The following is a 21205-nucleotide window of genomic DNA, read 5'->3' as shown; positions in this document are numbered from 1 at the left end:
TGTAAAGACACAAAAGTAACCAGAAAGTCTTCGCCCCACCACTCGGCACCTCGCCTGGGCTCGGTGTGCCAGAACGAAGGCTTGAATCCGTGGGCCGCCGCGATGGGCCATCCTTGGCCCAGCGCGGCTAACCCGGCGTCCTGCCGGGTTACCCACGGATTCAAACCTGCGTTCGGCCAGCGTGGTTTAACGGGGCGACTGAGATCAAAATCAAAAGCCAGATCAAAAGCAGATCTGCCTTTCAGTGGGAGCTGGCTTGCCTGCGATGGCCATGGCTCAGCCACTGCATGCCTACCTGACTCACCCCACTTGCCGCGGCACACCTCAACCTCTCCACCCGCCGAACAAGGTGCCACTCCATGCATCAATTAATCCTCGGCGGTGCCCGCTCCGGCAAAAGCCGCCTGGCCGAAAAACTCGCCAGCGACAGCACCTTGCCCGTCATCTACATCGCCACCAGCCAGCCCTTGGACGGCGAGATGAGCGCGCGCGTCGCGCATCACCGTGAGCGGCGTCCCGATCATTGGGGCCTGATTGAAGAACCCATCGAACTGGCCCGCGTACTGCGCGAAAACGCTGCTGCCGATCGCTGCCTGCTGGTGGATTGCCTGACCCTGTGGCTCACCAACCTGCTGATGCTCGAAGACCCGGCGCGCCTGGCGCTGGAGCGCGATCAATTGCTGCAAACCCTGGCTGCACTGCCGGGTGAAATCATTTTTGTCAGCAACGAGACCGGAATGGGTGTCGTGCCGCTGGGCGAATTGACTCGCCGCTATGTGGATGAAGCCGGTTGGCTGCATCAAGCCTTGGCCGAGCGGTGTCAGCGTGTTGTCCTGACGGTTGCCGGCCTGCCCCTGACTTTGAAAGGTACTGCGTTATGACTGACACCTGGTGGCTCAACCCTTGTAAGGCTGTCGACGCCTCAGCGTACGAACAAGCGCTGGCGCGCCAGCAACAGCTGACCAAACCGGCCGGTTCGCTCGGCCAGCTCGAAGCTGTAGCGGTGCAACTGGCCGGCCTGCAAGGCCAGGTCAAACCGTTGGTGGACCAAGTGTGGATCGCCATTTTTGCCGGTGACCATGGCGTCGTCGCAGAAGGCGTGTCGGCGTTTCCCCAGGAAGTGACCGGGCAGATGCTGCACAACTTCGTCACTGGCGGCGCAGCCATCAGTGTGTTGGCACGTCAACTGGATGCGCAGCTGGAAGTGGTCGACCTCGGCACGGTGACGCCCTCGCTGAACCTGCCCGGAGTGCGTCACCTGAACATCGGCGCGGGCACGGCCAATTTCGTCAACGGCCCAGCCATGACTGAAGCTCAGGGCTGCCTGGCGCTGCAAGCCGGTCGCGATAGCGCTCGGCGCGCTTTGGCCGGTGGCGCCCAGCTGTTTATCGGCGGTGAAATGGGCATCGGTAATACCACCGCCGCCAGCGCCTTGGCCTGTGCGCTGCTCGATTGCAAGGTCAGCGACCTTACAGGCCCGGGCACCGGTTTGAACGCCCAGGGCGTCAGCCACAAAGTAGCAGTCATCGAGCGCGCACTGGCGCTGCATGCCGGACAGCGCGATGACGCATTGCACACCCTGTTCAACCTTGGCGGGTTTGAAATTGCCGCGCTGGTCGGTGCCTACCTGGCCTGCGCACAAGAAGGCATCGTCGTGCTGGTGGACGGGTTTATCTGCACCGTCGCCGCACTGGTCGCCACGCGCCTGAACCCGGCGTGTCGAGAATGGCTGGTATTCGGCCATGGTGGCGCCGAGCCGGGCCATCGTCACGTACTGCAAAGCCTCAACGCCGAACCCTTGCTGCAACTCGGCCTGCGCCTGGGCGAGGGCAGTGGTGCGGCGCTGGCGGTGCCGTTGCTGCGCCTTGCGTGTGCGCTGCACGGGCAAATGGCGACATTCGCCGAAGCGGCCGTGGCAGACCGCCCGGCATGACCTTGCACCTGGACCTGCTGCGCCACGGCGAAACCGAGCTGGGTGGCGGTCTGCGCGGCAGCCTTGACGACGCGCTCACCGACAAGGGCTGGGCACAGATGCGCGCCGCCGTAGCAGAGCATGGCCCTTGGGACCGCCTGGTCAGCTCGCCGCTGCAGCGTTGCGCGCTGTTCGCCCAAGAATTGGGCGCACGCCTCGATGTGCCGGTGAACCTGGAAAAAGACCTGCAGGAATTGCACTTCGGCGCCTGGGAAGGGCATAGCGCAGCGGCGCTGATGGAAACCGACGCCGAAGGGCTCGGCCTGTTCTGGGCCGATCCCTACAGCTTCACCCCCCCTGAGGGTGAGCCGGTCAGCGACTTTTCACACCGTGTCCTCAGCGCCGTCTCGCGCTTGCACCAGGCTTATGCTGGTGAGCGCGTGTTGCTGATCAGCCACGGTGGCGTGATGCGTCTGCTATTGGCGCGAGCGCGAGGTTTGCCGCGCGAGCAGTTGTTGAATGTCGAGGTCGGCCATGGTGGGCTGTTCAGCCTGCACGTGGCTGCCGATGGTGTGTTGAAAGAAGGAACCTGACGATGCTGCCATTCTGGATTGCCCTGCAATTTCTCAGCAGCCTGCCGATTCGTTTGCCGGGCATGCCGCAGCCTCAAGAGCTGGGGCGTTCGCTGCTGTTTTATCCCGTGGTCGGGCTGTTGTTCGGCGTGCTGTTATGGGCGCTGAACAGCGTATTGATGGGCGCGCCGTTGTTGCTGCATGCCGCCTTATTGCTGACCGCGTGGGTGTTGCTTAGCGGTGGCCTGCACCTGGACGGCCTGGCGGACAGCGCCGATGCCTGGCTCGGTGGTTTTGGCGACCGCGAGCGCACCCTGACCATCATGAAAGACCCGCGCAGCGGGCCGATTGCGGTGGTTACCCTGGGCTTGGTGCTGTTGCTCAAGTTCACCGCGCTGGTGGCGTTGATCGAGCAACGTAATGGCGCGGCATTGATCCTGGCGCCATTGATCGGGCGGGCGTCGATGCTGGCGCTGTTCCTTACCACGCGCTATGTGCGTGCAGGCGGTTTGGGTCAGGCGCTGTCGGACCATTTACCGCGGGTTGTCGGCCAACAGGTGCTGATCCTCAGTGGCCTGGCCTGCATCCTGATCGGCGGTTTCAGCGGCGGCATGGCTGTTCTGCTGGCGGCGCTGTGTTTTATCGGCCTGCGCCAATTGATGGTCAACCGGCTGGGTGGCACCACCGGCGACACAGCTGGCGCACTCCTGGAGTTGCTGGAAGTCGCGGTGTTGATCGGTTTGGCTCTGTAACACTTTCTTGCATTTCCTTAATCGCGGGTATATACACGTTCCATGCTTGCCTCCCAATGTTTATGCACCAACCTGCGACGTGCCGCCCGTGGCGTCAGCAGGCATTACGACGGCGCTCTCGACGGCTTCGGGATCAACGTCGCCCAGTATTCTTTGCTGTGCAACTTGCAGCGTCTCGACCAACCGAGCATTTCCAGCCTGGCCGACGCCATGGGCCTGGATCGCAGCACCTTGGGGCGCAACTTGCGGGTGCTGGAAGGCGAAGGCCTGGTGCAGTTGGTCGAGGGTGATGACTTGCGCAACCGCCTGGTGCTGTTGACGCAAGCCGGCGAAGAACGGCTGGCTGCGGCGTTGCCGGCGTGGGAAGCGGCGCAGCAAAAATTGATTGATCAGTTAGGCGCCGAAAAGCGCGAAACCTTGCTGGCCTTGCTGGATGAACTCGCCTGAGCGCGGGTTTGTTCGATTACAAGCGGGTATATACCCGCGAGCGGAGAATAAGAACATGACCTCGATGTGGCGCACCAGTGGTTGGATCCTTGTGGGGAGTGCGCTGATCCTGGCGTTGTCCTTGGGCGTGCGGCACGGTTTCGGCCTGTTCCTGGCGCCGATGAGCAACGAATTTGGCTGGGGGCGCGAGACGTTTGCCTTCGCCATCGCGCTGCAGAATCTGATTTGGGGCCTTGCGCAGCCGTTCACCGGCGCCCTGGCCGACCGTTTCGGCGCGACCAAAACGGTGTTCGTCGGCGGCGTACTGTACGCCGTGGGCCTGGTGTTGATGGGCATGTCCGATTCGGCGTGGTCATTGTCACTAAGTGCCGGCTTGCTGATTGGTATCGGCCTGTCGGGCACCTCGTTTTCGGTGATTCTCGGCGTGGTGGGCCGCACCGTACCGCCGGAAAAACGCAGCATGGCCATGGGCATCGCCAGCGCCGCAGGCTCTTTTGGTCAGTTCGCCATGGTGCCCGGCACATTGGGCTTGATCGGCTGGCTGGGCTGGTCGGCCGCCTTGTTGGCGCTGGGGCTGATGGTGGCGCTGATTCTGCCGCTGGTGGCGATGCTCAAGGACAAGCCGCTGCCGGTGGTGACTGGCCAGCAAACCTTGCGCGAAGCCTTGAAGGAAGCCTGTTCCCATTCCGGCTTCTGGTTGCTGGCATTCGGCTTTTTTGTGTGCGGTTTCCAGGTGGTGTTTATCGGCGTGCACCTGCCGGCGTATCTGGTCGACCAGCATTTGCCGGCCACGGTGGGCACCACGGTGCTGGCCTTGATCGGTTTGTTTAATGTATTCGGCACCTACACCGCCGGCTGGCTCGGCGGGCGCATGTCCAAGCCGCGCTTGCTTACCGGCCTGTACCTGCTGCGTGCGGTCGTCATTGTGTTGTTCCTGTGGGCGCCGGTCACCGAAATCACTGCCTACCTGTTTGGCATGGCCATGGGCTTTTTGTGGCTGTCTACGGTGCCGCTGACTAATGGCACCGTCGCAACCTTGTTTGGTGTGCGAAACCTCTCGATGCTCGGTGGGATCGTGTTCCTGTTCCACCAAATCGGGTCGTTCCTCGGCGGCTGGTTGGGCGGGGTGGTCTATGATCGAACCGGCAACTACGATTTGATCTGGCAGGTGGCGATTCTGCTGAGCGTGCTCGCCGCCGCGCTGAACTGGCCGGTGCGCGAGCGGCCGGTGGCGCGCTTGCAGGCGCAGATGGAGGCGGCATGAGTGTGACGGCACGGTGTTTGACGGTAGCGGCGCTGGTCGTGCTGATGCTGCTGGCCTGGTGGGGCTGGCAGCGTGGTGGGCTGGCATTGATGCAACTGGGTATGTCGATCTGTTAAGTTCGTGGTCTGGAAATGTTAAGGACTCACGACATGCAGATGCGCTGGCTTGCAGTACCCGTCCTGATGGCCATTGGCAGTGTTGCCATGGCCGCTGATTGCCCACCGTTGCTTGAGGGCCAATTGCCCAAGCTGCGCGCCAAGGAATCCATCGATTTGTGCCAGCGCTTTGCCGGCAAACCCCTGGTTATCGTCAACACCGCCAGCTTCTGCGGGTTCGCGCCACAGTTCAAAGGCCTCGAAGCCTTGTACCAGCGCTACAAGGGCCAGGGGCTGGAAGTGATTGGCGTGCCGTCCGATGACTTCAAGCAGGAAGCCAAGACCGGTGAAGAGACCGCCAAGGTCTGTTACGTGAATTACGGCGTGACCTTCACCATGACCGAACCGCAAAAAGTCAAAGGACCGGACGCGGTACACCTGTTCAAGGTGCTGGCGCAGCAGACCAGCGCGCCGAAATGGAATTTCTACAAGTACGTGGTCGACCGCCAAGGCAAGGTAATTGCCAACTTCTCCAGTTTGACCAAGCCGGACAGCCCGGACTTGATCAAGGCAGTGGAAGAAGCATTGGCTTCCAAACCCTGATCGTCGGCGATTAAAAAGCCCCGCCTCCTGTGCAGGAGAGCGGGGCTTTTTTAGATTCAGCTGGCGAGCCGGTCAGGCTCGCAGTGAATCAGAACTTGTAAGTCGCACCCAGGCCGTAACCCCAAGCGCTGTTTTTGTACTCGGCGTTGTAGGCGTTGCCCTTGCCGGTACGGTTGACGTTGACTTCTTCTTCCCACAGGTAGGAGACGGCAGCGTCGATCGTCCAGTCTTCGGTAGGGCTGAAGCCGGCACCAAAGCTGACAGCCTTACGGTCGCCAGTCGGGATACGCACCGAACGGTCGGTGTTGTTGGTAGGCGATTGGTCAACCGAGAAGCCGGTGCGCAGTACCCACTGTTTGTTGACCTGGAACGAAGCACCGATGGCCGAGGCCCAGGTGTCATGCCAGTTCTGTGGCTCGTTGATGCGACCGATCGGGCCAGCCGCGCCACCCAGTGCAGGCGAAACGCCCGAGTTGTTGACGGTGATTTCTTTCAGGCGGCTCCAACGGGTCCATGTGGTACCCGCATACAACGTCCATTGGTCATCCAGCTTGTGGGTGATGGACATGTCGTAGGATTCTGGGGTGGTGATGTTCAACTTGGCGTCAAAACGCCCGCCGTTGAACGGACCAAAACCACGGCCGGAAATATCGGTGTGACCCGACAGGTTGTAGGAAACCTTGGAGGTGTACGTCAGGCCGATGTTGGTGCTCGCCCATGGCGTCACCAGGATACCGACTTTGTAGCCCCATGCGGTGTCATCGCCCTTGATGTCCACCAGGCCATCATTGCGGCCGAAGGTTTGCGCCAGCGGCGTCGACGAGGTCAGGTTACCGCTGATCTTGTTGAACGTCGGGCCGATACCCACGGACACGTATTCGTTGAAGGCGTAGCTGACAGTCGGCTGGAGGGTGACGACTTTAACGTCACTCTTCTTGCCGTAGTAACGGCCGCCGAAGCTGTCTTCGTAGTTGGTGATCAGGCCGAACGGCGCATACACGCCCAGGCCGAACGCCAGGTCATCGGTCGCTTTTTTCACGGCAAACAACATCGGGACTTTGGTAAAAGGAACCATGTCACCGTCGTTGCTGCTGCCGGGTGGGCCACCGCTGGTGTTTTTGATATCGGTCTTGGCGTCGATAGCTGCGACACCGGCAGTGATTTGATCGCGCTTGAGGCGTGACATGCCGGCAGGGTTGCCAGCGACAGTGCTTGCATCATCGGCAGATGAAGAGCGCCCGGCGAAACCTGTACCCATCCCACTGATGCTTTGCTCGTTGAGGGCAAAGCCGCTCGCGAACAGTTGGGTGGAGGCCATGGCAACGGCGAGGCTAAGTGTGGTCTTGAGCATTACTTTTTTCATTATTAGAACTCCGTGGTGATCACCGCTGCGGAAAGTAACAATAAATTTAGGTTAGCGCTATAGGCTGTAATGCAGGAGATAGAGCGGTTTTGTAGGACAATCCGAACAAAATCGGGGTTTTTAGCCGAATCTTGCAAAACGCCTGGTCAACAAGTGACCTGATTCATGGGTGAAACACAGGTCTGCCAGGCTTGGGTGAAGTCCCGCAGCCGACCTTGTGGGTGAAAAATTTCTTTCCAGATACGTGCCATTGCCAGTACATCGCCCGGCTGCGGCAGGGCAGGGCTGTGCTGCTCCACCAGCAGCCAGGCGATGGCGGTGGCGTAACGCAGATTGACGGTTAACTCAAGCTGGGGCGCACTGAGGAATGCGTGCTGACTGGCCAGGCCGCGTACCAGGCTGGCGCGCTCGGGGTCGCGCGCCAGGTAATGGTCCCAAAGGGCGCGGTGGCGCGGTTCGGTGATGCTGTACAGGCCGTGGCCACGACGGTCGTGCAGGGCCGAGCCGAGTTCCGACTGGCTGGCAGCAATGCCCAGCAGCAGGGCTTCGGCTGTCGCATTATGGCGGCCGAGGTAAATCAACGTCGGCCGGATCACATAACGACACAATTCGCTGGCGGCGATACCCATACAAGCCTCGGTCCATGAAAGTGGTCGACGGTGCCTGAGAGGGGGCTTGGCAGCTGTGAATCGGATCTCAGGCCCGTCGCAAGCGGATCAAGCCGCTTGAGTTGAAGTGTAGTGTCATATTTATGATGTAAAGGACTGTTTTTAAAACATCTTCTTCATTTAGTTATAACGTTTATATCTATTTGAACTTAGCGAAAATGTTTCAATGCCGAATTTCAGGCAATAAAAAACCCTGCTTTTTAAACAGGGTTTTTGTGTTTCAGCGACTCGGGTCGATCAGGCAGTCAGTGCCTGACGGGTACGCTCGATCACGGCCTGCAGCGGCTCTGCGCTGGAGTATTGATCGGGGTACAGGCGTTCGCTGTGACGAGCGATGCCGTGTTCGTTGACCAGGGTGAAGCTGAAGCAGCCTTTGCGAGCGGCCATGATCAGGCAGTTCATTGGTGCAAAAGCGTTGGTGAGGGTGCGAATGGCATCCTGAGTGTGGATTTGAGTGTTCATATTATTGGTGTTCCTACAAATGACACGGATAAGAACCGTGCAGCGTTAAAACGTTCCAGTAACGTTGATCACCATTGATCAAACGAAGAACCGACTGGAACAAAGCAGCCAGTTTGAAGCGCTATTAAGTTGGCGCGCTTGGGCTGGCAGGTAGGTACTTAGGAGGGCAGGCAGCACAACAGGGGCAAAGGTTCTGGGCCCGGGGTGAAGATCCTGATCAATTTGCAGGTTGGTTCGGTCAGAGTATTGAGACTTCGCGGCACCCTTTGCATGTTCAAAGGCAGTGTCGTCGCAAGTGATACCTGGAAACCATCGAGGTGGTCGGTCCCGTGTTGTTCAGGGGAGTTGTTCGACCAGAATTGACTTTCAGCTTGGTACTAACGCCGCGGATAGTAACGGATCGAAACCGGGAAGGGAAGCGGCTGAGCAAAAAACTTTTATCAGCTGCCTAGAAAACCACGATAGACCAGCACTGTTACGGCGGCCGCCAGCGAGCAGCCCAGCACGTAGGCCGCGAGGGTCAGGCGCCAGGAGCGGCCGGTTTCGATCACCTTCATCACGTCGCGCATGTCATTGATCCGGCCTTCACCCAGCTCGATGCACAGGCTTACCGCAGTAAAGGCCGCTGATAACAGGATGGCGATGGCAAACAACGCCCCGTCAGGCGAGGGCAAAGCTGCATTGATTCCCAATGATGTCGCGCAGGTGGCGAGCAACAACACGGCGAACAACAGGATTCCTTTCATCTGCGCCTACAGGAGAGTGACATCGTTGGTGCAGCAGTGTGGCGAGCGCGGGCGGTTTTGAAAAGTGCTCTGTTTTGCAGGCTGGTTGCTCTGTGGCGGTAACATTTTCGGACAGATTGAAGCAAAAAGTGTCGGCGATATAACCAGTGGATGGGTACTTGTGCACATTCGTTGCGCGGTGTGTAACCACTCTGTCAACTGCCCGCAAGTGCCGTCGTTTGCCTGCAACGAAAATTTAAGTCAATGAAAAACATCGCTTTTTTTTATTGGTGAAAAAATCGTCAGTTTGACTGCGGCCCCCGTTTCATGGGGCTTTGAGCGGGTTCAAGGTGGGTTGTCCACTGAGTTATCCACAGCTTCTGTGGATTGTCCCGAGCGCTTGCTCTAGAACGGGCGTGTAGGATTTATCCAGCTTTACCTGCGCGAAAAAAAGAGTAGAGTGGCGCGCCTTCCAATCTGTCCCACAGTGCTTTATGAAGTTTCGCTCAGTATCACCCTCTGTTACCGATACCCCTCAAACTGTTACCACACCCAAGCGATTTTCGTTGAAGGTTGCCTTGTGGCTGCTCGACAGCCCGCGGCTGGGGCATAACGCCAACATCAAGCACTTCGCCGGACGCTTGCTCAAGCAGCCGGCCCGCGATGGCGTGGTCGCCGCTCAAAGTCGGCTGGGCCAGTTGATGTGCCGCGAGTGCGGCAACGCCCGCGACCGCCGCATAGGCCACGACCTGCTGCGCCTGGCGGCTCGCGCTGGCGACCGCCGCGCCCTGCGCGAGTTGGGGCAGGTCGAAGACTGAGCTGTCCTCAAGCCCCATGCTTGGTTAACCTTGCTCCTTTTCGGTGATGGCAGAAATGGCTATGGTTTTTGACTGGACCAGTATTGCCTTGGGTCTGGCGGGTGCAGCAGTGCCTTTATTGGCCCTGTGCTGGCAGATTCAACGTCGACTGACCGCGCGCATGACCGGTTGGGAGCTGCTCGAAGAGCGCCTGGCAACCGCGCAACTGGCCCAGGAAGGGCTAGCCGCGCAACTGGACGCCAGCCGCGATGAAATCAGCGACCTCAGCCAGGCCAATGCCGCGAAACAGGCCGACCTGGCCGCCATGCGCCGCGAAGTCGAACTGCTGCAAATCGACCGCGATAACGCCCGCGATGCCGCCCATGCCTGGAACCTCGACCGCAGCGCCAAGGAAACCGAGCTGCGCCGCCTCGATGCGCTGTCAGCTGCCTTGCGCGCCGAATTGCGTGAACAACAGGACAGTCATCAACAACGCCTCGCCGACCTGCAAGGTTCGCGCGATGAGTTGCGCGCGCAGTTTGCCGAGCTGGCCGGGAAGATCTTCGATGAGCGTGAGCAGCGTTTCGCCGAAACCAGCCAGGAACGCCTGGGCCAGTTGCTTGACCCACTGAAGGAACGCATCCAGTCCTTCGAAAAGCGTGTGGAAGAAAGCTATCAGAACGAAGCCCGCGAGCGTTTTTCCCTGGCTAAAGAGCTTGAGCGTCTGCAGCAATTGAACCTGCGCCTGTCAGACGAAGCCACCAACCTGACCCGTGCCCTCAAGGGCCAGAAGACCCAGGGCAACTGGGGCGAGCTGATTCTTGAACGGGTACTGGAACATGCCGGGCTGGAGAAGGGCCGCGAGTACCAGACCCAGGTGAGCCTCAAAGGGCCGGACGGCGAGCGCTTCCAGCCGGACGTGCTGATCATGTTGCCGGGCGACAAGCAGGTGGTGGTCGATTCCAAGGTCAGCCTCACGGCCTATCAGCAATACGTCGCGGCAGATGATGAGGTGATTGGCCAGGCGGCCCTCAAGCAGCATGTGCTGTCCCTGCGTAACCACGTCAAAGGCTTGGCCGGCAAGGATTACAAGCGTCTGGAAGGGCTGCACAGCCTGGATTTCGTGTTGCTGTTCGTGCCCATCGAGGCCGCATTTTCCGCCGCCCTGCAGGCCGAGCCGAACCTGTTTCAGGAGGCGTTTGACCGCCATATCGTGATTGTCAGCCCCACGACCTTGCTGGCTACCCTGCGAGTGATCGACAGCCTGTGGAAGCAGGAGCGCCAAAGCCAGAATGCGCGGGAAATTGCCGAACGGGCCGGCTGGCTGTACGACAAATTCGTGCTGTTCATCCAGGACCTGGATGAAGTGGGCAACCGCCTACAACAGTTGGATAAGGCTTACAGCGCGGCGCGTAACAAGCTGACAGATGGGCGTGGGAATCTGGTCAGCCGTACCGAGCAATTGCGGTTGCTGGGTGCGCGTGCGAGTAAAAGTCTGCCAGCGGATTTGCTTGAACGGGCGATGACCGATTCAGACGGTGTGGCGCATCTGCCTGAGTAAATGCAATCCAAAATGTGGGGCCGAGTAAACTCTGTTTAAAGCGGCAAATGCCGACTCAACAGCGCCCGCAACGCCGCCGGCTTCACCGGCTTGGCCAAGTAATCCAACCCTGCCGCATGCACCTCGGCCACCATCTCCGGTCGCCCATCGGCACTGATCACCACCCCGGGAATCGGTTCTGCCAACTGCGCCCGCAGCCAGCCCATCAGCTCCGTGCCCGTCTCGCCGTGGTCCAGGTGGTAATCCACCAACGCCAGTTGCGGGCGCACGCCCTCGGCCAGCAGTGCCGCGCACTGCGCCTGGTCGGTGGCCGTCCACACTTCGCAGCCCCAGCGCGTCAGCAGGCTGCGCATGCCGATCAGGATGCTTTCTTCGTTATCCACACACAGCACCTGCGCGCCGCTTAATGGCAGCCCATTGTCTGGCGCGATCTTGGCCTGCGGGCTGGCCTGGTTACGCGCCAGCGGCACGCGCACGCTGAACACGCTGCCTTTGCCCGGCCACGAGCGCACGCTCAACGTATGCCCGAGCACGCGGCACAGGCCGTCAGCGATTGCCAAACCCAGGCCCAGACCCTTCTCGGCGCGGGTCTGGTGGCTGTCCAGGCGCTTGAACTCTTCAAAGATGACCTTCTGTTTATCCAGCGGGATGCCAGGGCCACGGTCCCACACTTCCAGGCACAATTCGTCCTTGCGCCTGCGCACGCCCAAAAGCACGGGGCCGTCGGCATAGCGGAACGCGTTGGTGAGAAAATTCTGCAGAATCCGCCTGAGCAACTTGATGTCACTGTCTATCCGCAACCGGCTGCCGCGCAGGCGGAAGCGCAGGTTCTGCTCCTGAGCCAGCGCCTTGAATTCGGCGCCGAGGGTGTCGAACAGCTCGTTGAGCACAAAGGGCTGCCGCTGCGGGTTGATCTTGCCGTTTTCCAGGCGTGAAATATCCAACAAGTCGCTGATCAAGTCTTCGGCCGAGCGCAGCGAGCTGTCCAAATGTTGCACCAATTGCCGCGCGTCGGCAGACAGGCCGTCGTGCTGGTGGGAAAGGGCTGCGGAGAACAGGCGTGCAGCGTTCAAGGGTTGCATCAGGTCGTGGCTGACAGCCGCAAGGAAGCGGGTCTTCGACTGGCTGGCGGATTCGGCCACGCCCTTGGCGTCGGTCAAAGCGACATTGAGCTGGGAAAGCTCATGGGTACGCTCGGTCACCCGTTGCTCAAGGCCTTCGTTGGCCTCGGTCAGCGCCTGCTCGGCCTCCCGGAACGCAGTGATGTCGGTAAAACTCATGACAAACCCACCGCCGGGCATCGGGTTGCCGATCAGCTCAATCACGCGGCCATTCGGGAATAAACGTTCGGAGGTGTGCGCGCGGCCTTGGCGCATCCAATGCAGGCGGCGCGCTACGTGCACCTGGGCCTCACCCGGCCCACACAGGCCGCGCTCGGCGTTGTAGCGAATAATGTCGGCAATCGGCCGGCCCACGCTGATCAGGCCTTCAGGGTAGTTGAACAGCTCCAGGTAGCGGCGGTTCCAGGCCACCAGCTTGAGGGACTGGTCGACCACACTGATGCCTTGGGTGATGTTTTCGATCGCGCCTTGCAGTAATGCGCGGTTGAATTGCAACACCTCGGAGGCTTCGTCGGCGATGCGTACTACGTCCTCCAGCTGCATCTCCCGGCCTTCAATCGCGGCTTTTACCACTGCGCGTGTCGAAGAGGCGCCGAGCACGCCGGCCAGCAGGCGTTCGGTGTGGGCGATCCAGTCGTTATCGGCATTCTGGTTGGGGTTGAAACCTTTGCCTTGGCGATAGGCAAATCGGATAAAGCTCTGCTCGGCGCGTTCCTTGCCGACAAAACGTGCCGCGAGGCTGAGCAGGTCGCTGATTTGCACCGACAGCATCGAGCGCGCATTGGCGCGCTGGCTGATTTCCTGGCCGATAAAGCGCCCGGCCTGCCAATGCTCGGATACCCGTGTGCGCGACAGCATCGAGACCCACACAAACAGCGTGAAATTGCCCGCAAGAGAAAACACAGTACCCAGGGTTAACGAGGTGACGGTGAAACCAAAGGGGTGCGAATGCATCCACGTCAGGCCGGGGAAAAGGCTCAACGACCACCCCAGGCTTTTCGCCGTCACCGGCAGGACCAAGGTGTAGAACCACAAGAAAGTGCCAGCCGCCAAGCCGGCAAATACGCCTCGTCGGTTGGCCTGCTTCCAATACAACGCGCCAAGCATCGCTGGCGCCAGTTGGGTAACGGCGGCGAACGCGATCTGGCCGATGGTTGCCAGGCTCGCGCTGGAGCCGAGCAGGCGGTAACTCACGTAGGCCAGCAACAGGATGATCACAATGCTGACGCGGCGCACCGACAGCATCCAGTGGCGGAACACTTCGAACGGCCGCTCTGCGCTGGAGCGGCGCAACAGCCACGGCAGCAACATGTCGTTGGAGACCATGGTCGACAAGGCAATGCTCGCCACAATCACCATGCCGGTGGCCGCCGAGGCGCCGCCGATAAACGCCAGCACTGCAAGGGCCGGGTGCGCTTCGGCCATGGGCAGGCTGATCACGTAGGAGTCCGGCAATACCGAGGCGGGCAAGAGCATTTTGCCGCCGAGGGCGATAGGGATGACGAACAGCGCGGCGAGGATCAGGTACGCCGGGAACACCCACTTGGCCAGGCGTAAATCCTGCGGGTCGATGTTCTCTACCACGGTGACGTGAAACTGCCGGGGCAGGCAGATAATCGCCATCATCGCTACGCCAGTCTGCACCACCATCGATGGCCAGTTAATGGTTTCTGTCCAGTATTCTTCAAGGCGCGGGGCGAGCATGGCCTGGCTGAACAGATCGCCAAAACCATCGTATAGGCCGAAGGTCACGAATGCGCCTACCGCCAGAAAGGCGAACAGCTTGACCAGGGATTCAAACGCGATCGCCAGCACCATGCCACGGTGGTGTTCGGTGGCATCGAGGTTGCGGGTACCGAACACAATGGTGAACAGCGCCAATACCAGCGACACGATCAACGCGGTGTCCTGGGCGCGGGTGCCGGTGGTGTCGGGGCCGGAACCGATCAACAGGTTCACGCCCAGCACGATGCCTTTGAGTTGCAGAGCGATATAGGGCAGCACGCCGACCAGGCAGATCAGCGCCACCACCACCGCCAACGATTGGGATTTGCCGTAGCGTGCGGCGATAAAGTCGGCAATGGAGGTGATGTTTTCCTGTTTGCTGATCAGAATCATCTTCTGCAACACCCAAGGTGCCAGCACCAGCAGCAGGACAGGTCCCAGGTAGATTGGTAAAAACGCCCACAGTTGTTCGGCGGCCTGGCCTACGGCGCCGAAGAAGGTCCAACTGGTGCAGTAAACGGCCAGCGACAGGCTGTATACCCAGGCACGTATTCGTGGCGGTAGCGGCGCGTGGCGGCGATCACCGTAAAAGGCGATGGCAAACATAATGGCCATATAGGCCAGGGCAACGGCGGCGATCAGCCCGCTGGACAGCGTCATGGTAACTCCGAGCATAAGAACACCCGGGCATTCCGAGCCCGGTGGGACAGTCTCGCATGATGCTGGGGGTTAGTCAGTGTCGACCAAGGTCGTGTGGGATCGAATGTCGCAGCGCGTGTTCAACGCGGTGGCAGGGTTTTCTGACGCAAGATGTAAATGCTCACCAGCACTGCACTGGTCAGCATAAACCCACGTGCCCAAGGCAGCGGCACCAGGTAGCAGGAAAAACCAATGCTCAGCCACATCAGGCCGATGGCGTAGACCTTGCCCTTGAGCGGAATGCCATTGCCGTCCAGATAGTCTTTGATCCACGGCCCCAGGCGCGGGTGTTCCACCAGCCATTGGTAGAAGCGCGGGGAGCTTCGGGCGAAGCAGGCGGCTGCGAGTAGCAGGAAGGGCGTGGTCGGCAATACCGGCAGGAAGATACCGATCACTCCCAGCGCTACGCTCAGCCAGCCGATGGCCAGCAGCACGTAGCGCAGGAGCAGTGAGCGCTTGCCCATGGGCGTCATGGGCAACCGACTCAGTGGTGACGTGGCTTGAGGATCGCCGGTTTTTCGTCAGGCGCATTGCACAGCAGGTACAAGGCGGTGAGGGCTTCCGGGATCTGTACGATCATGTCGTCCATCAGGTTGGCATCGGCGGCGATGTCGGAGAATTCCGGCTGGTCGTCGAACAGGCCCGAACCGACCATGATCGGCAGCAGCATTTCGCTGACTTCTTCCTCGGCAGTTTCGAACCAGGCGGCTTCGCGCAGGAACACACCTTCCATGAAGCCGATGCACCAGCCGCGCAGGTCGGAGTCATCCGGCTCCTCGCCCAGGTCCAGCTCGCACGGCAGCTCGAATTCCTCATCGGAAGCCAGTTGGCGACCAATGTGGGCCTTGAGGGCCAGCAGGGTGGATTCGATTTCTTCGCGTTGGGCGGCGTCGGCGTAGTGCGGTTCTTCGGCGAACAGCGCGTCGATCCATTCACGGTCGGGCACGACGTCGGCGCAGATCGACAGGGCGGTCAGGTAGCCGTGAGCGGCCACGTAGTCCAGCGCCTCGTCATGCAGCTCATCGGCGTCGAGGAAGGCTTGCAGGCGGGTTAGTTGCTCAGCGAAGGACATTGAAGGGCTACCTTGGGAATAAACGATGCGCAATTCTAGGCTTTCTTGAGCGTCCAGGCCAGCTGCAAGGCATATTTGCCGGGTACTGGAGCGGGGTGACTATTCGTCAGTGGCGCCCTTTGCCAGGTAACGCTCGGGTATACTGCCGCGTTTTGTGATGCCCCTGCAGGCCAAGCGCCAATCCGCGAAAACTTCGCTTACGGATTATTTCCCGTGAAGCGGTGTTTTTTCGGCCAGCCTGTACAGAGGGATTTCGGCACCATTTTGGAGTTTTACATGCTCGAACAGGCTCAACGCGTCCTCAAGGACATCTTCGGCTACGACAGTTTTCGTGGCCGCCAGGGTGCGATCATTGAGCGCGTGGCCAGTGGCGGTGATGCCCTGGTCCTGATGCCTACCGGCGGCGGCAAGTCGCTGTGCTTTCAGGTGCCGGCGCTGTTGCGCAATGGCTTGGCCGTGGTGGTGTCGCCGCTGATCGCGTTGATGGACGATCAGGTCGCCACCCTAGAAGAACTCGGTGTCGCCGCCGCCGCCTTGAACTCCACCTTGAGTGCCGAACAGCAGCGCGAGCTGGCTGCGCGCATCAAGCGCGGTGAAGTGAAGATGCTCTACCTGGCGCCAGAACGGCTGGTGCAGCCACGCATGCTGGCCTTCCTGCAAAGTCTGGAAATTGCGCTGTTCGCCATCGACGAAGCCCACTGCGTGTCGCAATGGGGCCACGATTTCCGTCGCGAATACCTGCAACTGGGCCAACTGGCGGAATTGTTCCCCGACGTGCCGCGCATCGCCCTGACCGCCACCGCCGACAAACGCACCCGCGAAGAAATCGTCGAGCGCCTGCATCTGCAGAACGCCGAGCGCTTTCTGTCGAGCTTCGACCGGCCAAATATTTTTTACCGCATCGTGCCCAAGGAACAACCGCGCAAGCAGTTGCTGGCGTTCCTGTCCGAGCGGCGCAGCGACGCAGGCATCGTGTATTGCCTGTCGCGCAAGAAGGTCGATGAAGTGGCCGCGTTTCTCTGCGAGCAAGGCTACCCGGCGCTGCCGTATCACGCGGGGCTGCCCAATGACACGCGCTCTGCCCATCAGAAGCGCTTCCTCAACGAGGAAGGCCTGATCATGGTGGCCACCATCGCGTTCGGCATGGGCATCGACAAATCCAACGTGCGTTTTGTTGCACACATGGACCTGCCAAAGTCCCTTGAGGCCTACTACCAGGAAACCGGTCGCGCCGGCCGTGATGGCCTGCCGGCGGATGCCTGGATGGTCTACGGCCTGCAAGACGTGGTGATGCTCAAGCAGATGTTGCAGAACTCCGAAGGCGACGAGCGCCACAAACGCCTGGAACAACACAAGCTCGATGCCATGCTCTCGCTGTGCGAAGAGACCCGCTGCCGCCGACAGACGCTGCTGGCGTATTTCGACGAGGACATGCCCGAGCCATGCGGGCACTGTGACAATTGCACCGATGGCGTACAGACCTGGGACGCTACCGAGCCGGCGCGCCAGGCGTTGTCGGCCATCTACCGTACCGGCCAGCGCTACGGCGTGGGGCATCTGGTGGACGTATTGCTGGGCAAGGACAACGAGAAAGTGCGCAGCTTCGGCCACGAAAAACTCTCGGTGTACGGCGTCGGCAAGGCGCGCGCCGAAGGCGAATGGCGTTCGTTGTTCCGGCAGATGGTCGCGCGCAACCTGGTGGACATCGACATCGAAGGCTACGGCGGCTTGCGCCTGAACGACAGTTGCCGGCCATTGCTCAAGGGCGAGGTGAGCCTGGAGCTGCGCCGCGACCTTAAGCCGCAAACCACCGCAAAAAGCAGCAGCACCAGCCCGGCCAGCCAATTGGTGCGTGGCGAAGAACGCGAACAGTGGGAAGCCTTGCGCACCCTGCGGCGCAAACTGGCGCAGGAACACAGCGTGCCGCCTTACGTCATCTTTCCCGACTCCACGTTGCTGGAGATGTTGCGCGAGCAACCGACCAGCATGGCCGAGATGGCCAAGGTCAGCGGCGTGGGTGCGCGCAAGCTGGAACGCTACGGCCAGGCCTTCCTCGAGGTGCTCGGCGGCCAGGCCGAGGCGCCCAAGGAAGTCGCCGACATCCGCCATGAACTGATCAGCCTGGCACGTGCCGGCATGACCCCGATCCAGATCGCCGGCCAGCTGCAATGCTCGGAAAAAAACGTCTACACCTTGCTGGCTGAATCCATCGGCAAGCAACAGTTGTCGTTGGAGCAGGCCCTTGATTTACCGGAAGATTTGCTCGGTGAAATCCAGGATGCCTTCCTCGACGGAGAAGGCGAATTGCCACCTGTCACGGAGATCGCACCGCTGTTTACCGGGCGTGTTCCTGAGGGGGTTTTGTATTGCGTACGTGCCGCTTTGCAGTCTGAATTCGAAATTTAATGTGCCAATTACGACAATGTAACGAATCAGTACATAGCACCACTTGCCTCCTGGCATGGCTCATGCTTAGCTGACTAATAATTAGCCACATTCTATTTTCAGTCTAAATCATGAGTTTTTTATGCCGTTAACCGAACAACACCGCTTTGGCATGCAGTTGGCGCAAATGTCCCGAGGCTGGCGCGCCGAACTCGACCGCCGTTTGGCGGGGCTGGGCTTGTCCCAGGCGCGTTGGCTGGTGCTGTTGCATCTGGCCCGTTTTGTAGATGCGCCCACCCAGCGTGAACTGGCGCAAAGCGTCGGCGTAGAAGGTCCGACCCTGGCGCGCCTGCTCGACAGCCTTGAAGGCCAGGGCCTGGTGCAGCGCCAGGCGGTGCTGGAGGATCGTCGCGCCAAACGCATTCTGTTGTGCGACACCGCCCGTCCGTTGATTGATCAGATCGAAACCATCGCCACGGCCTTGCGCCATGAGTTGTTCGTGGGCGTGGATGAAGAAGATTTGCGCGTGTGCATGCGCGTGCATGGGCACATTCTGGCGAACCTGGAAAAGTCCTGAGGTGTGGCGAGGGAGCTTGCTCCCGCTGGGCTGCGTAGCAGCCCCAAAGCCATCAACCTCGTTGCACCTGAATGATCGCATTCACCGCATTGGGGGCGCTTCGCACCCCAGCGGGAGCAAGCTCCCTCGCCACAGTAGCCTGGCATCCAGCTAGAACGTCTGCCCCAGGTTCAGGTACACCGCCTGCTGCTTGTCATCATTGAACCCATAGCTGAAATTCAGCGGCCCTAACGGCGTATCAAAACCGAGGAAAATACTCGCGGCATTGATGTACCCGCTGTCAAACTGGTTATCGTTGTTCCACGCCCGGCCGCGTTCCACCGATGCGCCGAGGTACAGCGGGAAATCCAGCGGCAGGTATGAGCGCGGCGTCAGGCGGCGGTAGTACACAGCACGCATCAGGGCGGTGTTCTGCCCCGAGATTGAGTTTTCGCGAAAGCCTGATAATTGCCGCGCACCGCCGAGCAGAAAGCTGGAAACCACCACGTCGGATTTATCCAGCGTGCGCCCATAACGACCGCCGAGTATCAAGGTGTCCGGGCCGTGGCTCATGGCCTTGTCCAGCTTGAACTCCCACTGTCGGTAGCGCTGGTCCGAACCCAGGCCGGGCTCGAACTCTCGGAAGGCCAGGCCGATGTCTTCGCCGGTATGGGGGAAGTACACGTTATCCAGCGAATCGAACGAGTACTTGAGCTCATAGAAACCCTCATTGAAGCTCACACTCGGCAAGTCGCGCTCGCCAACACGCACATCTGCCTTGCCCCAGGCTTCACCGACGCCGAAGCGGATCTCGCCGCTATTGCCAATCTGGCGCCCCACGTTCAAACCAAAACCGTAGCGCTCCAGGCGATATTCGGCGATAGGGTCGCTGTCCAGCACCAGGTCGACGTTCTGCGCCTGGGCACTGATATAAGGCGCGACGAAATAGCGCGAGCCCACATCCAGTGGCTGGTAGAACTCGCTGTACAGCTCTTGGCGATCACCAATCTGCACGCGCGTCAGCCATTCGGCGCCAAGGCGGTTGATGCCGTTCATGCGGTAACTGGCGCCGAGGTTGTAAGCGCTGGCGCCGCGCATGTCATCCGACAGGTTCAGGCCCAGGCGCAAATAGTCGGTGCCGCTGCGTTTGCCGCGCGCGCTGATGACCAGGGTATTGTCCTGGCCCTTTTTCACCACGCGGTATTGCACCTGCTCGAAGTAATCCAGGCCGTACAACGTGCCCATGTCGGTTTGCAGGCGGCCCAGGTTCAGCGGCTCGCCCAGGGTTTGGCGAATGTAGTAGCGAATTACGTCGTCACTGACTTTCGAGTCGTTCTCCACCTTGATGGCGGTGATCACCGGCGTGCGTTCGCCCGGGGTGCGGGCCTCAACCAATTGTGGGTCGATCGGTTCGGCGGGGCGCAAATGCGCCAGGCGCACGTCGAGGGCGCGGGTGGCGCGGTAGCCGGCGTCGATCATGTCCTTGGCGCGGCCGAAGTCCGTCACGCCGTAGGCGGCCAGCGGTGGCTGGATCAGCACATCCTTGGGATGCAGGGCCTTGAGTTGTTCTTCTGAGTTGCGCCGGGTCATCAGGGTGATGGACTGGTTGAGCACGTCCACGACCGTCGCCAGTTGCTTGCGTGAGCGCAGCGGCGTGCCGATGTCCACGACGATAGCGATGTCGACGCCCATTTCGCGCGCCACATCCAGTGGGATGTTGTCGGTCATGCCGCCGTCCACCAACAGCCGTCCGTCCAGTTCCACCGGAGCGAACACTGCCGGGATCGACATGCTCGCACGGATCACCTGGGGCAAGTGACCCTTGCTGAACACCACTTTTTCGCCGGTGGTGATGTCGGTGGCCACAGCGCGGAACGGGATTGGCAGCTTGTCGAAGTTACGCGTATTGCTGGAGTGGGCGAACATGCTTTCCAGCAGCAGCGCCAGGTTCTGGCCCTGGATCACGCCGAGCGGCAGGCCAAGGCTGCCGTCATCGCGAAAGCTGAGTTTTTGTTTGACGAGGAAATCGCGGTCATCCTGTTTGCGCCGAAACGGCACATCTTCGCGCGGCGGGGCGTCGGACAATGCCTGCTGCCAGTCGATATTGAGCGCGAGCTTTTCCAGTTCATCGATCTTGTAGCCCGAGGCGTACAGGCCGCCAATCACCGCGCCCATGCTGGTGCCGGCGATAGCATCGATATGGATACCTTGCTCCTCCAGGGCCTTGAGCACGCCAATATGCGCAAGGCCACGGGCGGCACCGCCGGACAGCACCAGGCCGATTTTGGGGCGTGGGCTTTCGACGGCATCGGCGATCAGGGGAAGCAGGCACAGAAACAGGCAGGACAACAGGCGGCGCATCATGAATCTCGAGGCTGGGCGATAAAGGCCGGTATTATAGTCACTCGATCGTCCGTGCCCGATAT

Annotated in this window: 19 protein-coding genes; 11 read left to right on the top strand and 8 right to left on the bottom strand. The window is 60.4% G+C overall.

Annotated features, from left to right (window positions below):
* Positions 1 to 359 precede the first annotated feature (359 nt).
* The 7 genes from cobU to HX790_RS07725 all read left to right on the top strand — a co-directional run bounded on the left by cobU (position 360) and on the right by HX790_RS07725 (position 5645).
* The gene (gene cobU, locus HX790_RS07755; RefSeq protein ID WP_017134894.1) at positions 360 to 881 is read left to right on the top strand and encodes a bifunctional adenosylcobinamide kinase/adenosylcobinamide-phosphate guanylyltransferase; all 522 of its coding nucleotides are present in this window, start codon (positions 360 to 362) and stop codon (positions 879 to 881) included.
* Positions 878 to 1933, top strand: coding sequence for a nicotinate-nucleotide--dimethylbenzimidazole phosphoribosyltransferase (cobT, locus tag HX790_RS07750; RefSeq protein WP_017134895.1), 1056 nt, complete (start codon positions 878 to 880; stop codon positions 1931 to 1933). Before cobU ends, cobT begins: the two co-directional genes overlap by 4 nt.
* Positions 1930 to 2505, top strand: coding sequence for an alpha-ribazole phosphatase family protein (gene cobC / locus HX790_RS07745; protein ID WP_176991399.1), 576 nt, complete (start codon positions 1930 to 1932; stop codon positions 2503 to 2505). The genes cobT and cobC overlap by 4 nt, the downstream gene beginning before the upstream one ends.
* A 2-nt stretch (positions 2506 to 2507) precedes the next feature.
* Positions 2508 to 3236, top strand: a complete 729-nt coding sequence (locus tag HX790_RS07740) for an adenosylcobinamide-GDP ribazoletransferase (RefSeq protein ID WP_176991398.1) — start codon at positions 2508 to 2510, stop codon at positions 3234 to 3236.
* Between the two features lie 42 nt (positions 3237 to 3278).
* Positions 3279 to 3683: a MarR family winged helix-turn-helix transcriptional regulator gene (locus tag HX790_RS07735; protein ID WP_017134898.1), complete on the top strand. Its 405-nt coding sequence runs from the start codon at positions 3279 to 3281 to the stop codon at positions 3681 to 3683.
* Positions 3684 to 3747: 64 nt separating this feature from the next.
* On the top strand, positions 3748 to 4947 hold the full coding sequence (locus HX790_RS07730) for an MFS transporter (protein ID WP_169985254.1): 1200 nt from the start codon (positions 3748 to 3750) through the stop codon (positions 4945 to 4947).
* Between the two features lie 149 nt (positions 4948 to 5096).
* Positions 5097 to 5645: a glutathione peroxidase gene (locus tag HX790_RS07725; RefSeq protein WP_017134901.1), complete on the top strand. Its 549-nt coding sequence runs from the start codon at positions 5097 to 5099 to the stop codon at positions 5643 to 5645.
* Positions 5646 to 5733: 88 nt separating this feature from the next.
* Here the strand turns inward: HX790_RS07725 and HX790_RS07720 are convergent, their stop codons facing one another.
* The 4 genes from HX790_RS07720 to HX790_RS07705 all read right to left on the bottom strand — a co-directional run bounded on the left by HX790_RS07720 (position 5734) and on the right by HX790_RS07705 (position 8884).
* Entirely contained in the window at positions 5734 to 7008 is a 1275-nt protein-coding gene (locus HX790_RS07720; protein WP_017134902.1) for an OmpP1/FadL family transporter, read from the bottom strand.
* Between the two features lie 146 nt (positions 7009 to 7154).
* Positions 7155 to 7637 carry a hypothetical protein gene (locus tag HX790_RS07715; protein ID WP_017134903.1) on the bottom strand — a complete coding sequence of 161 codons (483 nt, stop codon included), beginning with the start codon at positions 7635 to 7637 and terminating at the stop codon, positions 7155 to 7157.
* Positions 7638 to 7913: 276 nt separating this feature from the next.
* Complete coding sequence (locus HX790_RS07710; RefSeq protein ID WP_016972449.1) at positions 7914 to 8138, bottom strand: hypothetical protein; 225 nt, start codon at positions 8136 to 8138, stop codon at positions 7914 to 7916.
* A 440-nt stretch (positions 8139 to 8578) separates the two neighbouring features.
* Positions 8579 to 8884: a hypothetical protein gene (locus tag HX790_RS07705; RefSeq protein WP_176991397.1), complete on the bottom strand. Its 306-nt coding sequence runs from the start codon at positions 8882 to 8884 to the stop codon at positions 8579 to 8581.
* Between the two features lie 473 nt (positions 8885 to 9357).
* Here HX790_RS07705 and HX790_RS07700 point away from each other — a divergent pair, with 473 nt between their 5' ends.
* Both HX790_RS07700 and rmuC read left to right on the top strand, forming a co-directional pair.
* Entirely contained in the window at positions 9358 to 9681 is a 324-nt protein-coding gene (locus tag HX790_RS07700; RefSeq protein ID WP_099548863.1) for a hypothetical protein, read from the top strand.
* 175 nt (positions 9682 to 9856) lie between these two features.
* Positions 9857 to 11221, top strand: a complete 1365-nt coding sequence (rmuC, locus tag HX790_RS07695; protein ID WP_163005473.1) for a DNA recombination protein RmuC — start codon at positions 9857 to 9859, stop codon at positions 11219 to 11221.
* 35 nt (positions 11222 to 11256) lie between these two features.
* Here the strand turns inward: rmuC and HX790_RS07690 are convergent, their stop codons facing one another.
* From HX790_RS07690 to HX790_RS07680, 3 genes are all read right to left on the bottom strand, one after another.
* Positions 11257 to 14727 (bottom strand): PAS domain-containing hybrid sensor histidine kinase/response regulator, encoded by a 3471-nt coding sequence (locus HX790_RS07690; protein ID WP_017134907.1) that lies wholly within the window; start codon positions 14725 to 14727, stop codon positions 11257 to 11259.
* Positions 14728 to 14846: 119 nt separating this feature from the next.
* Positions 14847 to 15239, bottom strand: a complete 393-nt coding sequence (locus tag HX790_RS07685) for a YbaN family protein (protein WP_169984834.1) — start codon at positions 15237 to 15239, stop codon at positions 14847 to 14849.
* Positions 15240 to 15250: 11 nt separating this feature from the next.
* Positions 15251 to 15838, bottom strand: a complete 588-nt coding sequence (locus HX790_RS07680; RefSeq protein ID WP_017134909.1) for a YecA family protein — start codon at positions 15836 to 15838, stop codon at positions 15251 to 15253.
* Between the two features lie 276 nt (positions 15839 to 16114).
* Here HX790_RS07680 and recQ point away from each other — a divergent pair, with 276 nt between their 5' ends.
* The gene (recQ, locus tag HX790_RS07675) at positions 16115 to 18244 is read left to right on the top strand and encodes a DNA helicase RecQ (RefSeq protein WP_017134910.1); all 2130 of its coding nucleotides are present in this window, start codon (positions 16115 to 16117) and stop codon (positions 18242 to 18244) included.
* A gap of 121 nt (positions 18245 to 18365) precedes the next feature.
* A complete protein-coding gene (locus HX790_RS07670; RefSeq protein ID WP_017134911.1) occupies positions 18366 to 18800 on the top strand; it encodes a MarR family transcriptional regulator in 435 nt (144 codons plus the stop codon).
* A gap of 150 nt (positions 18801 to 18950) precedes the next feature.
* Here the strand turns inward: HX790_RS07670 and HX790_RS07665 are convergent, their stop codons facing one another.
* On the bottom strand, positions 18951 to 21140 hold the full coding sequence (locus HX790_RS07665) for a patatin-like phospholipase family protein (RefSeq protein ID WP_176991504.1): 2190 nt from the start codon (positions 21138 to 21140) through the stop codon (positions 18951 to 18953).
* Positions 21141 to 21205 lie beyond the last annotated feature (65 nt).

It is taken from the genome of Pseudomonas sp. IPO3747, assembly GCF_013385245.1.
Taxonomy (GTDB): Bacteria; Pseudomonadota; Gammaproteobacteria; order Pseudomonadales; family Pseudomonadaceae; genus Aquipseudomonas; species Aquipseudomonas edaphica.
Note: the sequence above shows the minus strand (reverse complement) of the source record. Positions and strands in the feature narration are given on the sequence as shown.

What these genes read in the sequence shown, in the direction of transcription:
- HX790_RS07740 (WP_176991398.1), top strand. Translation starts at nt 2,508, where the DNA reads ATGCTGCCATTCTGGATTGCCCTGCAATTTCTCAGCAGCCTGCCGATT.
- HX790_RS07710 (WP_016972449.1), bottom strand. Translation starts at nt 8,138, where the DNA reads ATGAACACTCAAATCCACACTCAGGATGCCATTCGCACCCTCACCAAC.
- HX790_RS07665 (WP_176991504.1), bottom strand. Translation starts at nt 21,140, where the DNA reads ATGCGCCGCCTGTTGTCCTGCCTGTTTCTGTGCCTGCTTCCCCTGATC.
- HX790_RS07680 (WP_017134909.1), bottom strand. Translation starts at nt 15,838, where the DNA reads ATGTCCTTCGCTGAGCAACTAACCCGCCTGCAAGCCTTCCTCGACGCC.
- HX790_RS07700 (WP_099548863.1), top strand. Translation starts at nt 9,358, where the DNA reads ATGAAGTTTCGCTCAGTATCACCCTCTGTTACCGATACCCCTCAAACT.
- HX790_RS07730 (WP_169985254.1), top strand. Translation starts at nt 3,748, where the DNA reads ATGTGGCGCACCAGTGGTTGGATCCTTGTGGGGAGTGCGCTGATCCTG.
- cobU (WP_017134894.1), top strand. Translation starts at nt 360, where the DNA reads ATGCATCAATTAATCCTCGGCGGTGCCCGCTCCGGCAAAAGCCGCCTG.
- HX790_RS07690 (WP_017134907.1), bottom strand. Translation starts at nt 14,727, where the DNA reads ATGACGCTGTCCAGCGGGCTGATCGCCGCCGTTGCCCTGGCCTATATG.
- cobC (WP_176991399.1), top strand. Translation starts at nt 1,930, where the DNA reads ATGACCTTGCACCTGGACCTGCTGCGCCACGGCGAAACCGAGCTGGGT.
- cobT (WP_017134895.1), top strand. Translation starts at nt 878, where the DNA reads ATGACTGACACCTGGTGGCTCAACCCTTGTAAGGCTGTCGACGCCTCA.
- HX790_RS07685 (WP_169984834.1), bottom strand. Translation starts at nt 15,239, where the DNA reads ATGACGCCCATGGGCAAGCGCTCACTGCTCCTGCGCTACGTGCTGCTG.
- recQ (WP_017134910.1), top strand. Translation starts at nt 16,115, where the DNA reads ATGCTCGAACAGGCTCAACGCGTCCTCAAGGACATCTTCGGCTACGAC.
- HX790_RS07725 (WP_017134901.1), top strand. Translation starts at nt 5,097, where the DNA reads ATGCAGATGCGCTGGCTTGCAGTACCCGTCCTGATGGCCATTGGCAGT.
- HX790_RS07720 (WP_017134902.1), bottom strand. Translation starts at nt 7,008, where the DNA reads ATGAAAAAAGTAATGCTCAAGACCACACTTAGCCTCGCCGTTGCCATG.
- HX790_RS07735 (WP_017134898.1), top strand. Translation starts at nt 3,279, where the DNA reads ATGCTTGCCTCCCAATGTTTATGCACCAACCTGCGACGTGCCGCCCGT.
- HX790_RS07705 (WP_176991397.1), bottom strand. Translation starts at nt 8,884, where the DNA reads ATGAAAGGAATCCTGTTGTTCGCCGTGTTGTTGCTCGCCACCTGCGCG.
- HX790_RS07715 (WP_017134903.1), bottom strand. Translation starts at nt 7,637, where the DNA reads ATGGGTATCGCCGCCAGCGAATTGTGTCGTTATGTGATCCGGCCGACG.
- HX790_RS07670 (WP_017134911.1), top strand. Translation starts at nt 18,366, where the DNA reads ATGCCGTTAACCGAACAACACCGCTTTGGCATGCAGTTGGCGCAAATG.